This is a genomic window from Pseudomonas sp. MWU13-2100 (genome assembly GCF_023242365.1).
Lineage (GTDB): Bacteria > Pseudomonadota > Gammaproteobacteria > Pseudomonadales > Pseudomonadaceae > Aquipseudomonas.
In genome coordinates this window covers 135,496-148,190 of the sequence record NZ_JALLIX010000003.1, presented here as the reverse complement: position 1 = coordinate 148,190, position 12,695 = coordinate 135,496, and the positions used below count along the sequence as shown (strand labels likewise).

At 62.2% G+C, this 12,695-nt stretch carries 11 protein-coding genes; 1 reads left to right on the top strand and 10 read right to left on the bottom strand.

The genetic code is table 11. The annotated features are described in order from the left end of the window. Nucleotides 1-33: 33 nt before the first annotated feature. Genes M5B99_RS03670 through M5B99_RS03645 form a run of 6 tightly spaced genes read right to left on the bottom strand, consistent with a single transcriptional unit; the run spans nt 34 to nt 7,288 of the window. Complete coding sequence (locus M5B99_RS03670; RefSeq protein ID WP_248802690.1) at nt 34-1,425, bottom strand: sigma-54-dependent transcriptional regulator; 1,392 nt, start codon at nt 1,423-1,425, stop codon at nt 34-36. Continuing rightward, nucleotides 1,415-3,199 (bottom strand): sensor histidine kinase, encoded by a 1,785-nt coding sequence (locus tag M5B99_RS03665; RefSeq protein WP_248802689.1) that lies wholly within the window; start codon nt 3,197-3,199, stop codon nt 1,415-1,417. The genes M5B99_RS03670 and M5B99_RS03665 overlap by 11 nt, the downstream gene beginning before the upstream one ends. Further along, entirely contained in the window at nt 3,199-4,323 is a 1,125-nt protein-coding gene (locus tag M5B99_RS03660) for a GNAT family N-acetyltransferase (RefSeq protein WP_248802688.1), read from the bottom strand. The genes M5B99_RS03665 and M5B99_RS03660 overlap by 1 nt, the downstream gene beginning before the upstream one ends. Before the next feature lie 10 nt (nt 4,324-4,333). Beyond that, nucleotides 4,334-5,200 (bottom strand): alpha/beta hydrolase, encoded by an 867-nt coding sequence (locus M5B99_RS03655; RefSeq protein ID WP_248802687.1) that lies wholly within the window; start codon nt 5,198-5,200, stop codon nt 4,334-4,336. Then, complete coding sequence (locus M5B99_RS03650; protein ID WP_177102779.1) at nt 5,197-6,591, bottom strand: aspartate aminotransferase family protein; 1,395 nt, start codon at nt 6,589-6,591, stop codon at nt 5,197-5,199. The genes M5B99_RS03655 and M5B99_RS03650 overlap by 4 nt, the downstream gene beginning before the upstream one ends. Then, entirely contained in the window at nt 6,584-7,288 is a 705-nt protein-coding gene (locus M5B99_RS03645) for an HAD-IB family phosphatase (RefSeq protein WP_100944506.1), read from the bottom strand. The genes M5B99_RS03650 and M5B99_RS03645 overlap by 8 nt, the downstream gene beginning before the upstream one ends. Before the next feature lie 226 nt (nt 7,289-7,514). On the opposite strand from M5B99_RS03645, the gene M5B99_RS03640 reads away from it, so the two are divergent. Continuing rightward, nucleotides 7,515-8,288: a MipA/OmpV family protein gene (locus M5B99_RS03640; protein ID WP_248802686.1), complete on the top strand. Its 774-nt coding sequence runs from the start codon at nt 7,515-7,517 to the stop codon at nt 8,286-8,288. Nucleotides 8,289-8,356: 68 nt separating this feature from the next. Here the strand turns inward: M5B99_RS03640 and M5B99_RS03635 are convergent, their stop codons facing one another. The 4 genes from M5B99_RS03635 to M5B99_RS03620 all read right to left on the bottom strand — a co-directional run bounded on the left by M5B99_RS03635 (nt 8,357) and on the right by M5B99_RS03620 (nt 12,640). Continuing rightward, nucleotides 8,357-8,758, bottom strand: a complete 402-nt coding sequence (locus tag M5B99_RS03635) for an EamA family transporter (RefSeq protein WP_248797158.1) — start codon at nt 8,756-8,758, stop codon at nt 8,357-8,359. Between the two features lie 31 nt (nt 8,759-8,789). Then, nucleotides 8,790-9,164, bottom strand: a complete 375-nt coding sequence (locus M5B99_RS03630) for an EamA family transporter (protein WP_248802685.1) — start codon at nt 9,162-9,164, stop codon at nt 8,790-8,792. Between the two features lie 252 nt (nt 9,165-9,416). Further along, nucleotides 9,417-10,742, bottom strand: coding sequence for a sigma-54-dependent transcriptional regulator (locus tag M5B99_RS03625; RefSeq protein WP_263860382.1), 1,326 nt, complete (start codon nt 10,740-10,742; stop codon nt 9,417-9,419). Then, nucleotides 10,739-12,640: a sensor histidine kinase gene (locus M5B99_RS03620; protein WP_248802684.1), complete on the bottom strand. Its 1,902-nt coding sequence runs from the start codon at nt 12,638-12,640 to the stop codon at nt 10,739-10,741. Before M5B99_RS03620 ends, M5B99_RS03625 begins: the two co-directional genes overlap by 4 nt. Nucleotides 12,641-12,695 lie beyond the last annotated feature (55 nt).

Genomic DNA, 12,695 nt, shown 5'->3' with positions numbered 1-12,695 from the left:
TCCTACAGGTTGTGCGGTGTTTTCCAGATGAAGTCAGCGGATGATCTTGTCGACGTGGATCGCCAGCTTCTTCAGGCGATACCAGAAGCTGCGTTCGGAAATCCCGATCAGTTGCGCCGCCGCCGCTTGCACGCCATTGCTTTCCTGCAGGGCCGCGAGGATATAGGCCTTCTCGACGTCCGCCAGGGCCGCATCGAGGTCCTTCGGCAGACCGGGGGCGATGAGGGGCGCGGGATTGCTGCGCGGCGCTGTCGACTCGAACAGATAAGCCGGCAGGTCGCTTTCTTCGATCACGTGCCCGGTCGCGACAATGGTCGCCCGTTCCACACAGTTCTGCAGTTCGCGGATATTCCCCGGCCACGGGTAGTTGAGCATCGCCTGCAAGGCCTCCGGACTGAAACCATCGATGCGCTTGCCGGCGGTGGCGCCCAGGGTGTGGGCGAAATGCCGGGCCAGCGGGGCGATATCCTCGACCCGGTCACGCAGGGCGGGCAGGGGAATCGGGAAGACGTTCAGGCGGTAATACAGGTCTTCGCGAAATTCCTTGTCGGCCACCGCTTGCAGCAAGTTCTTGTTGGTTGCGGCAATCACTCGCACGTCGACCTTGCGCTCGCGCGGATCGCCCACCGGCTCGATGATCCGCTCCTGTAGCGCGCGGAGGATCTTGGCCTGCAACGCCAACGGCATATCGCCGATTTCATCGAGAAACAGCGTGCCCTTGTCGGCCTGCATAAAGCGCCCGACGCGGTCGGCGACGGCCCCGGTAAAGGCGCCCTTGCGATGCCCGAACATCTCGCTTTCCAGCAAGCCTTCGGGAATCGCCGCGCAGTTGACCGCGACAAACGGCATGTCGGCGCGGTTGCCGTGTTTGTGGATGGCCCGGGCGACCATTTCCTTGCCGGTACCGCTTTCGCCGGTCAGCAGGATTGTGGCGTTGCTCTCGCGCACCGAGTCCACGGCTTGCAGGACCCGGCGGAAGGTCGGACTGTCGCCCACCAGGCTGTCGATCTGCTGATGTTCGTCGAGTTCGGCGCGCAGGCGCGCGTTGTCCCGCAGGATGTCGCGAAATTGCAGGGCCTTGTTGACGGTGATATCCAGTTCGTCGATGTCGAACGGCTTGGCGATATAGTCGAAGGCGCCGTTGCGCATCGATTGCACGGCATTCTTCACCGTGCTGTAGGCGGTCATCACGATGACCGGCAACTGCGGGAAACGCAGCTTGACCTCCGAGAGCAACTGCGGCCCGTCCATGCCGGGCATGCGCCAGTCGCTGATGACCAGGTCGATTTCTTCCTGTTCCAGCACCGCCAGGGCCTCCAGGCCGTTGCCGGCGGTGAAGACCCGGATATCGTTCTGGCTCAGTGCCGAGCTCAGCAGGTCGCAGAGCTTGGGCTCGTCATCGACCACCAGGACGTTATGCGTCATCTTCGTCTTCCTCGTGGTCCAGGTCGCCGCCATGGGCCGGAATGTACAGGTTGAAGGTCGCGCCGGCATCTTTTTCGCTGATGCACTCGATACGCCCGTCATGGTTTTCCATGATCGAATAGACCTTCGCCAGGCCCAGGCCGGTGCCTGAGGCCTTGGTGGTGACGAACGGCGTGAAAATGCGCTCGATCATGTCCGGCTCGATGCCTTGGCCGGTGTCGGTCACACTGATGATGGTATAGCGCGGGTCCTTGGCAATGCCAATGGTCAGGCGCCCGCCCTTGGGCATGGCGTCGATGGCGTTGAGGATCAGGTTCAGGCAGGCCTGTTTCAGCTGCCGCGAGTCGGCATACAGGGTGGCGCCGGGCGCCTGGTCGTCGATCTGCGCGTCGATATTGTGGATCGCCAGTTCCGGTGCGCAGAAACCGAGGATTTCCTCGGCCAGCTCGCGGGCCGGGTAGAGCGCGCGAATCGGTGTGCTGGGTTTGGCGAAATCGAGGAATTCGGTGATCAGGTCGTTGATCCGCGAGACCTCGCTGATCACATATTCCAGGTGGCGCTTGTCGGTGTCCGGCAGGTTGGCCCGCCGGTGCAGCAACTGCGTGGCGGTCTTGATGATGCCCAGCGGGTTGCGGATTTCGTGGGCCAGGCCCATGGCGACTTCGCCCAGGGCGTGCAGGCGGTCGCGGCGGCGTAACTGGGCTTCGAGGTGATGCAGTTCGCCCAGGCGTTCGGTCATGTGGTTGAAAGTGTGGCTCAGCTCCGACAGCTCGTCGCTGCCGGTCACCGGGATACGCTTGCTGTAGTCGCCGGAGATCACCGCGCTGACGCCTTCGGCCAGGCCGCGCAAGGGCAGGGTCAGGCGCCGCGAGACCAGCCAGCCGACACTCAGCGACAGCACCGAACCGAGCATGAAGATCAGGATGAACAGATTGCTCTGGTTGACCAGGCCGACCAGGCTGGTATGGCGTAGCAGGCCGCTGAAAATCACCCCCTGCAGGTCGCCGGTATCGTTGAAGATCGGCCAGTACAGCCCGCTGTAACGGGGGGTGAAAACCTCACTGGGTTGGCGGGTTTCACGCAGGGTTTCGGTGATGCTGTCGGGCATGTTGCTGGGGTGGTCTTCGAAACGCTGGGTGGAGAATATTTCGGAAAAGCCCTGGGGGTTGGCCAGGTACAGGCGCAGGTCCAGGGAGTGCACGTCGGCGACACTGTTGAGGAAGCTGCTGTCCAGGTAAGTGGCGATGACCATCTGGTAGTCGACGCCGTCCTGGGTGGTGTCGAAGGTCGAGACCACCACGCCGGTGGTCACGCCGGCGATCTGAATGGTTTGCAGCACGGCGTTGGGCGCGGTGCTGATCTGCGAGACAACGTCATCCGGCTGGGTGGTGAACACCACCTTGTGGTCCTGGTTGCGGACCAGTGCCACCAGGTCGATACCCATGGCATCGGCGATGTCGGCGGTCAGCTTGTCATGCTTGGCGGCGCGGTGCGAGCTGGGCGGCCGGGTGTAGAGCAGGAACAACTGCGCGACGCGAGCGTTGGAACGCTTGATCTCGCTGATTTCGTCCTTGACCACCTTGGTCGACTCTTGCAGCCAGATGCGCACGTTGCTGTCGAAAATCTGCGACAGGGTGGTGGCCGCCAGTTCCGCGGCAATCATGGTCGGTATCACGCTGACCAGCCAGAATGCCAGCAACAACTTGCGTTGCACGCTCCAGCGCGAGATCGAGAAGGGGCGTCGTTTCCGGCGGCGTTCTGGCGTGTTGGTCATCAGGTTTCGCTTATCGCAGCAGACATGGCAGGGTCGAATCGATCCGGGCGAACCAACAATTTTACCCCTCTGAGGACATTGTTGATCAGCCAGTTGCGATGATGGAAAAACATCTTGTTGCCCTGGAAGCTGCACCCCAGGCGAATCTTGCTGGCATAACCGGCCTGCCCCGACTCGTAGACCGGGATCCGGTGGCGAATGCAGTACTCGACATTGGCCAGCCAGTTGCGGAAATAGAGGTTGGGTTCGCGGCTTTGGTTCACCTCATGACCGAAAAACTTGTCAATCAGGCGTTCGCTGTCGAACAGCACCAGGTTGAACGCCACGAGGCGATCACCCGTCCAGTACAGGACGCAGGCCGCGCGTTCGTCCATGTGTTCGAGCACATGGGTGAAGTAACCCGCCGGTAGCCGTTCGAATTGCAGTTCGCTGCGCGCCAGCGTTGCCTGGTACAGCTCCATGATCCGTGGCAGCACGTCGTCGATGTTGTGTCGCCATTCGATCCGTGGTCCCGGCGCCCGTAGTTTGCGTCGCAGGTCCTTGCGGGTGGTCTTGTCCAGGGTGCCCAGGTAGGCGTCGATGGAGCCGAACGGGATCGGCAGCAGCGCATTGGGCAGGCTCGACATGGCCTGGTAGCCGGCGGCCTTGCAGCTGCGACGCCAGTCGTGGTCGTCGCTGGGGGCGTCCTTGACGGCAATCAGGCGGATACCCAGTTGCCGGGCGTCATCGTGGGCCAGGGCCAGCAACTGTTCGAGCAGGGCCTGGCGCCGTGCCGGCGGCACATGGCTGGCCGTCCCGGCCGTACAGCGCTCCGCCACCGGCGAGCCGATGGCGTAGAGCGGAAATTCGAGCAGCCCCGGGAGGAATCGATTGATCCCGCCGGTGATGCGTTTCACCAAACCCTGCACCGTGGTGTCGAGTTTGTAGGAAGTCAGGAAGGCGGGGGCGACCGCCAGCAAATGACCGTCTTCGAATAGCGCCAGGTAGCGCCATTCAAAGTCTTCGATGCCGGCTTTTTCCACCGCCAGGTAGTACTCCCAATTCTCCAGGACGCCGACAAAGCAATCGTTCCAGGCGTTACGGTCGATAGCCTCGATGGTCGAGAAGGCTTGGGCGCTGATCACGGGTCTTTCCTTAGGCCTGTTGCCGCTGCACTTCAGGCTCGCTCGAGATGCCGCTCAAGCGCTCGACATAGTCGGCACTCAGCTCGATCACTTCCTTGTATTGCAGGTCGACGGTGATCATGTGATAGCAGTTGTCGAGCATGACCTTGGTCACCGGACCGCCCAGGTGACGCTCGACGTAGTCGGCGTTCCACGGGCTGGTGATGTCGTCCTCGATGGAGTGGATCACCAGGGCCGGGGTCTTGATCGATGGCATGCGGCGCATGACCACGGCGTTCATCCGGTGCAGTTCGCGCACGGTGATGCCTTCCATGGTCAACAGCCCTGCATCGCTGCTCTGGCCGGCTTTCATCTGGCGCTCGACGATGGCCCGCAGGCGTTCGTTCTTGATGCCATACGGCGGCTTTTCCTCGAAACGGCAGATATGCACGCCGAACGGGATCTTCATCAGTAACGGCGTCAGGAACGCCAGCTTGTGAATGCTCCAGCCGTCGTAGCGCAGCGTCGTCGAATACATCAACAGCCCGGCGATCTGGCCCGGGTGCTCGGAGGCCATGTACATGGACATCACCGCACCCATGGACAGACCGCCGACGAAAACCTGTTCGTGGCGTTGTTTCACCGCCACGAACGTCTTGCGTACGCCTTCATACCAGTCCAGCCAGCCGGTGGCCTGCAGGTCTTCGTTGCCGCCGCAGTGCCCGGCCAGGGTCGGCACGTATACCGTGCAGTTGCCCTTCTTGGCCAGGCCCTGGGCCACCCGACGGAGTTCCGTCGGGGTGCCGGTCAGGCCGTGGATCAACAGGATCCCGACCGGACCCGAGCCGAGTACGAAGCCAGCATCGCCTTCGCCCAGATCGATAGGTGTCATGTTCACCGCTTCATGGCTCGGTTCAGCAACTGTTCGAGCAGTTTCAGGCCCAGGTCGATTTCCGGGTAGCTGATTTCCAGCGACGGTGCCAGGGTGATCACGTTCTTGTAGTAGCCGCCCACGTCGAGGATCAGGCCGAGTTTCTGACCGTCAACCACCATGTCGCCCTTCATGCCTTCCTCGACCATGTAGTCCAGGGTGGCCTTGTCCGGGGTGAAGCCGTCGGTGGTGCAGATTTCGCAGCGCAGGGCCAGGCCCAGGCCATCGACGTCGCCGATGATCGGGAAGCGTTTCTGCAGCTCTTGCAGGCCTTCGAGGAAGTACTTGCCCTTGGCCATGACCATGGCGCCGTAGTCGACTTCGCTGGTCATCTTGAACATTTCCAGACCAACGGCCGTACCCAGTGGGTTCGAGGCGAAGGTGGAGTGGGTAGAGCCTGGTGGGAAGATCTTCGGGTTGATCAGTTCTTCACGGGCCCAGATGCCGCCCAGCGGGTTCAGGCCGTTGGTCAGCGCCTTGCCGAAGACGATCACGTCCGGCTTGACGTCGAAGTGTTCGATCGACCACAGCTTGCCGGTACGCCAGAAGCCCATCTGGATTTCATCGACGACCATCAGGATGCCGTGCTGGTCAAGAACCTGCTTCAGCTCGCTGTAGAAGTTCATCGGCGGGATCACGTAGCCGCCGGTGCCCTGGATCGGCTCGACGTAGAACGCGGCGTATTCGCTGGAACCGACTTTCGGGTCCCAGACACCGTTGTATTCGGTTTCGAACAGGCGGGCGAACTGTTGTACGCAGTGGCTGCCGTATTCTTCTTTGGTCATGCCTTTCGGGCCACGGAAGTGGTACGGGAACGGGATGAACTGCGCGCGCTCGCCGAAGTGGCCGTAGCGGCGACGGTAGCGGTAGCTCGAAGTGATCGAGGACGCGCCCAGGGTACGGCCGTGGTAGCCGCCTTCGAAGGCGAACATCAGGCTCTTGCCGTTGGTGGCGTTACGCACGACTTTCAGCGAGTCTTCGATAGACTGCGAACCGCCGACGTTGAAGTGTACGCGACCGTCGAGGCCGAACTTGTTCTTGGCGTCGACCGCGATCATTTCCGACAGTTCGATCTTGCCTTTGTGCAGGTACTGGCTGGCGATCTGCGGCAGGGTGTCGATCTGTTTCTTCAGGGCGTTGTTCAGGCGTGGGTTGGCGTAGCCGAAGTTGACCGCCGAGTACCACATTTGCAGGTCGAGGTAGGCCTGGTCTTCGGTGTCCCAGACATAGGAACCTTCGCAGCGGCTGAAAATGCGCGGTGGTTCGATGTAGTGAACTGTATCGCCGTAGGAGCAATATTTGGCTTCTTTTTCCAGAAGCACCTGGTCTTCGGCTGTAGCGATACGAATATCAGACATGGTGGAAGAGTTCCTGTTGTTCAAGATCGATAGAGTAGTTGCCGGCGTTCGCCGCGATGTCGTTCGGCAGCAGGGCCAGCATGGCCGGCAGCTCGGCGAAGGAGTCGAAGCGCGCGTAAGGAATGTTGTTGCGTTCGCAATGCTCGGCCAGGCGGCCCTTGGCGAAGACGAAGTCGGCGGTGCCGGCCACGCACATGTCCGATTGACCGTCGCCGATCACCAGGATGCGTTTGCCCTTGGGCGCGGACTTGCATTTGCAGTTGCCGGAGGCGGCGCGGCAGGCGTCGCTGGAGTACGGGAAATCGATGCGCCAGCTATTGTGGTCGACCTGGCGCAGGCGGTTGGCGAGGATCGGCAGCAAGGTCACATAGTTGCGTGAGAGGATCCGCGCGATGCCTTGTTCGATGCCGTCGCTGACCACTTCGATGGAGGCGCCCAGGCCCATGACATGATCGACGAAGTCCGGGAAGTCCGGGTCGATATCGATGGTGTCGAAGTACGCCAGTAAATCAGCTGGCGAAGCCTTGACCAGCGCCAGTTGGCGGCTGAGGCATTCACGCGAACCGATATGACCGTCCAGCCACTCTTGCTCGATGCTTTCCCAGCTCGGGTCGGCAAAACGCTCAAGGATGTTGTCGATCGCGTCGGTGCGGGAGATGGTCCCATCGAAGTCACACACGATATGCCAGTGCATCATCTGCTTGTACCTGTTGAATAAGAGCGCACACTGCGCATGCCCTACGCAGAGCACGGAGTGTGCCAAGTGCTCAAATCCGGTATTCTTATGGGATATCTCCGTTATATGTATCCCATTACGTACACGGGGCTACAAAATTTGTAGCTTCCTACAAACAACATCAGTGCTTGCCTACAAAAAATCGCGGTTATGATCGCGCAGGGCATGTATCGACAAGGACACTTTCATGATTCGTCTGACCTCCTCATTGCTGCTGGCCGGCCTTTTTTCCCTGGGTGGCTGGAGCCACGCCGCCCTGGCTGATGAAGGTCCGAGCGGGCAGCTAGGGGCGGGAGTGGGCTATCAGCCCTACGATCCGTCGGGCAGCCGCTATGAAGTGGCGCCGCTGCCGTATGTGGATCTGGAGTGGGGGAACTTCAGCCTCAGTGGCGATGACGGCCTGACCTGGGACGCGTTCAAGGCCAATGGTTTCAGCGTCGGACCTTTCGCCAACTACGTGCCCGGGCGGGACTCCAACGGCTCGTTGCGTGGCTTGCGTGATGTGCCGGACATGGGCGTGGTCGGTGGTTTCGTGGAATATGCGCCGGCTGACTTCTGGCGGCTGTTCGCCGAGTTGGGCAGTGCCGTCGGCGGCGGTAGCGGGCAGGGCGGGCTGTTGGGACGCCTGGGCGGCGAACTGGGTTACCCGCTGGGCATGGGGATTATCGGCCGCAGCAATTTCACCGCGCACTTTGCCGATGAGCGTCAGGCGCAGACTTTCTTTGGTGTCAGTGCCCAGGAAGCGCAGGCTTCGGGGATCAGCCAGTACCATGCCGGTGGTGGTTTCCAGAACCTGACCCTGACCCAGAGCTTCGCGTTCCCGCTGGGCGGCAACTGGTCATTGATGACCGGCGTCAGCTGGATTCACCTGGTGGGTTCGGCGGCGGACAGCAGCATCGTCAAGCAGAAAGGCGACAGCAACCAGGGGCAGATCCAGACGGCGATCAGCTACAAGTTCTGAGACCGGAGCTTCCCTTGTAGGAGCCGGTTTGCCGGCGATGACGGTGTCACATTCACCGCCATCGCTGGCTAGTTCTTCTCACCCTCGGCCAGCAGTGCAATCCCACCGATGATCACTGCCACGCCGATCCAGTGCAGCAGGCTGATCTGCTCATTGAGCCCCAGCCAGGACGCCAGCAGCACCGCGACAAACACCAGCGAACTCAGTGGAAACGCCAGCGACAGCGTGCTGCGTCGCAGAATCAGCATCCAGACGAAAAACGCCCCGATATAACAGGATATCGCTACCCAGACCCCGGGGTTGAGCAGTACGGCGTGCAGCCATTGCAGGCTGAAATCGGTTTGCCCGAGCAAGTCGCCACCGACCTTGGAGGCAATCTGTCCGCCGCTTTCGCACGCGATCAGCAAGGCCCAGAGCACAATGGTACCGAAGCGCCCGTGCAGCCAATCGATGTGTTTTGAACCGCTCATCAACAATTTCCTTCGAACATGAATGGAACCCTCAAGCGCCGGAAATGGCCACCAGCATCACGCCGGCGGTGATCACCAGGGTGCCTAGCCAGCGGCGACGGCTGACAGTTTCGCCCAGCACTACCTTGCCGACCAGTACCACGCCGCAATACGCCAGGGCTCCGATGGGGAATACCAGGCTCAACGGTGCCCGGGACAGGGCCTCGATCCAGACAAAGAATTCGATGACATAGGAACCGATCCCGCACCACAGCAGGGGCGCGTTGAAGACCTGACCCCAGAAGGCTTTCAGCCTGAAGCCGCCGTCCAGCTCCGGCAGACGGTCGAGGCCCATCTTGAAGCAGAGCTGGCCGATCACGTCCAGGACAACGGAAAAAAGTACCAGAAAAATAACGCCAAGGGACACGGAAACAGCTCCTAGAACAGCATGGTCAACGCTTCAGGGGGGCGCCGAATGGCGCAGCCGTTCAGCGTCCGTGAAAAGCACACAGCGTAAGGGCTTTGCCGGCAAATGCAAAGGACGGGCCAGCACAAAGCGCGGCGGGTGCCCGGGCCAGGGCCGCGATTCAGGTGTGAAAGCGCAGCCACAGGCTGACCAGCAGCCCCACGACCAGGGCGCCGAGGGCGGCCTTCAACAGTCAATCCATCTTGCCCGCCGTCAGTGACTCAATCCGTACTTCTTGACCTTGTCGAACAAGGTGGTCTTGGCCATCCCCAGTTCATGGCTGGCCTGGCTCAGGTTACCGCCGCTGCGTTGCAGGGCGTCGTTGAGCAGGTTGCGCTCGAAGGCTTCCACTGCTTCGGCAAAGCCCAGCCCGCTGCTGCTTTGCGCCCCGGCTTTCTTGAAGGGGGGCAGGCCCAGGGCGAAGCGTTCGGCGACGTTGCGCAGTTCGCGCACATTGCCCGGCCAGTCGTGGCTCATAAGGCTGGACAGGGTCTGGTTATCCAGTTCCGGCGCGATACGGTCGAAACGCAAGGAGGACTGCTGCAGGAAGTGTTCGAACAATTGCAGGATGTCCTCGCGCCGCTCGCGCAGGGGCGGCAGCTCCAGGGTTACCACGTTCAATCGGTAATACAGGTCGCTGCGAAATTCGCCGGCACGGCCCATTTCGTCGAGGTCGGACTTGGTGGCGGCGATGACCCGGCAATCGACGGCCACGCTCTGGTTCGAGCCCAGGCGCTCGAGGGTGCGTTCCTGCAAGACCCGCAGCAGTTTGATCTGCATGGGGATCGGCATGCTTTCCACTTCGTCGAGGAACAGCGTGCCGCCATGGGCGTGCTCGATCTTGCCGATGCGGCGTTTGCCGGCGCCGGTGAAGGCATTGGCCTCATGGCCGAAGATTTCGCTCTCGAACAGGCTCTCCGGCAGTCCGCCGCAGTTGAGCGCGACAAATTGCTGCGACTTGCGTCGGCTGAAATCATGCAGGCAGCGGGCAACCAGTTCCTTGCCGGTGCCGGTCTCACCTTCGATCAGCACGTTGGCCGAGGTGTCGGCGACATTGGCGATCAGTTCCCGCAGGTTCTGCATGGCCGGCGAGCGGCCGATGATCCGGCCTTCCAGTGAGTCGCGCTCGGCCAGTTGCCGCCGCAACGACCAGACTTCCCGGGCCAACCCGCGCTGCTCCAGGGCGCGACGGGCGACGTCCACCAGGCGCTCCGGGGAAAAGGGTTTTTCCATGAAGTCATAGGCGCCGTTGCGCATGGCACCGACGGCCATGGAAATATCACCGTGGCCGGTAATCAGCACCACCGGCAGACTGCTATCGCGTGCCTTGAGCCGGGTCAGCAGTTCCAGGCCGTCGATGCCCGGCAGGCGGATATCGCTGATGACGATGCCAGGGAAGTTGTCGCCGATCCGCGCCAGGGCTTCCTCGGCACTGCCGACCCCTTCGCTGGGGATATCTTCCAGGGACAGCGCCTGCTGGCAGCCGAGCAGGACATGCGGGTCGTCCTCGACAATCAGGACAATGAGGTCGTTGTTCATATCGGCTCGGCCTTGGCAGGGTTGACCCGCGGTAAAGTGAGGACGAAGGCGGTGCCGCCCGTGACGGGGTGTTCGACCCCGAGGTGGCCGCCGGCCGCCGCCGCGAGGCTGGCGGAGAGGGTCAGGCCGAGGCCCAGGCCCTGTTCTCCCGGCTTGGTGGTGAAGAAGGGTTCGAACAGGTGCTTGCGCGCCGCAGGCTCGATGCCGTGGCCGTTGTCGCGCACCAACAGACGGTACTTGCCTTCGACGAAGTCGCCTTCCAGCCACAGTTCCGGCAGCGGTTGGGCCTGCATGGCGTCCAGGGCGTTGCCGATCAGGTTGACCAGGATCTGCTCCAGGCGGGTCTGGTCGATGGCCAGTCGCACGTCGTCGAAGTCGCGGTGGACCTCCAGGTGCAGGGTTTCGACCCGGCTGCCGAGGACCTGCATGGCGGCGTCGATGGCCTTGGCCAGGCTCGACTCGCCCTTGTCATCGCCGCGTCGGGCAAAGGCGCGCAGGCTGGCGGTGATCCGGCCCATGCGGTCGATCAGGTCATTGATGGTGCGCAGGTTGGTGCTGGCGGTGTCCAGCTCGCCGCGTTCGAGGAAACGCACGGTGTTGCCGGACAGGGTGCGCAGCGCGGCCAACGGCTGGTTGAGTTCATGGGCGATGCTGGTGGACATCTGACCGATGGCGGCCAGCTTGCCGGCCTGGACCAGTTCGTCCTGGGCGCGGCGCAGGGTTTCCTCGGCCTGGCGCCGCTCGCGGATCTGGTCCTTGAGCCGGTCGTTGCTGGCACGCAGGTCGACGGTGCGCTCGGCGATCCGCCGCTCCAGCTGGCTGTTGGCTTCCTGCAGGGCTTCGCGGGCGGCCAGGCGGGTGGCGATGACCTTGCGCCGTTCGTTCCAGGCGATCAGCAGGAAGGCCACCAGGGCGAAGGCCACGGCCACCAGGATGCCCTGGTTGGCGGCTTCGCGACGCAGGTCCTGCAAGGGCGTGAGCAGGGTGAAGTGCCAGGGCGTGTCGCTCAGGCGCCGGGTCTGGGCCAGGTAGCTGACGCTGTCGCCGTCTTTGGCCAGTTCACTGTTGGCCGGGAAGGTCAGGGTTTCCACACCCTCGGCCAGGCGTTCGCGGGCCAGGGGTTGCAGCTCGTTCAGCGGCCACCAGTAATATTGCAGACTGCGGGCCAGGCGTTCCTTGATCTCCGGTGTCAGCGGGCGCACGGACTTGAGGCGCCGGGCCGGGTCGCTGGAGAGAATGATGATGCCGTTCTCGTCGCTGACAAAGGCTTCCAGGCGGGCCCGTTGCCAGCGTTCTTCAAGGGCTTCGAGGCGCACCTTGATCACGGCCACACCGATGATCTTGCCTTGTTCTTCCAGGCCGTGGGCCAGGTAATAGCCGGGTTCGCCGCTGGTGCTGCCGATGCCGTAGAAGCGACCGGGCAGGCCGCGCACGGCGTCCTGGAAATAGGCGCGAAAGGACAGGTCTTCACCGAGGTAACTGTCGGCGTCGCGCCAGTTGCTGGTGGCCAGTACCCGACCGGTGGTGTCCATCACGTAGATGGCCCGACTGCGGCTGCGTCGGTTCAGGCCTTCGAGGTACTCGTTGACCGCTTGGCGGTGTTCGGCATTGGGCTCCTTGAGCAGGGCCGAGACACTGGATTCAAGCTCCAGCAGACTGGGCAGGTAGGTGTACTTGCTGATCTCGCTCTCGACGGTGCGGGCGTGCAGTTCCAACTGGCGTTCGCCGTTTTCACTGAGGGTGCGGATGCCATAGTGTTCGCTGATGCGATAGCCGGCATAACCCAGGCCGATCATCAGCAGGATGATCAGGGGCGGCAGGAACAGTTGGCGGATCAGGCGGGGTTTCACGGCGAGTGATGGCGGCGTCGCGCGATAGAGGTTGGGGTCGCATTTCATCACGTTTGCCTTGGGTCAACCAGATCGTATTTCTTGTGGAAAAATGATCAGGGTG

Excerpts from the sequence above, each read along its gene's own strand:
- M5B99_RS03670 (WP_248802690.1), bottom strand. The coding sequence starts at position 1,425 with ATGACGCATAACGTCCTGGTGGTCGATGACGAGCCCAAGCTCTGCGAC.
- M5B99_RS03665 (WP_248802689.1), bottom strand. The coding sequence starts at position 3,199 with ATGACCAACACGCCAGAACGCCGCCGGAAACGACGCCCCTTCTCGATC.
- M5B99_RS03650 (WP_177102779.1), bottom strand. The coding sequence starts at position 6,591 with ATGTCTGATATTCGTATCGCTACAGCCGAAGACCAGGTGCTTCTGGAA.
- M5B99_RS03645 (WP_100944506.1), bottom strand. The coding sequence starts at position 7,288 with ATGATGCACTGGCATATCGTGTGTGACTTCGATGGGACCATCTCCCGC.
- M5B99_RS03640 (WP_248802686.1), top strand. The coding sequence starts at position 7,515 with ATGATTCGTCTGACCTCCTCATTGCTGCTGGCCGGCCTTTTTTCCCTG.
- M5B99_RS03635 (WP_248797158.1), bottom strand. The coding sequence starts at position 8,758 with ATGAGCGGTTCAAAACACATCGATTGGCTGCACGGGCGCTTCGGTACC.
- M5B99_RS03625 (WP_263860382.1), bottom strand. The coding sequence starts at position 10,742 with ATGAACAACGACCTCATTGTCCTGATTGTCGAGGACGACCCGCATGTC.
- M5B99_RS03620 (WP_248802684.1), bottom strand. The coding sequence starts at position 12,640 with ATGAAATGCGACCCCAACCTCTATCGCGCGACGCCGCCATCACTCGCC.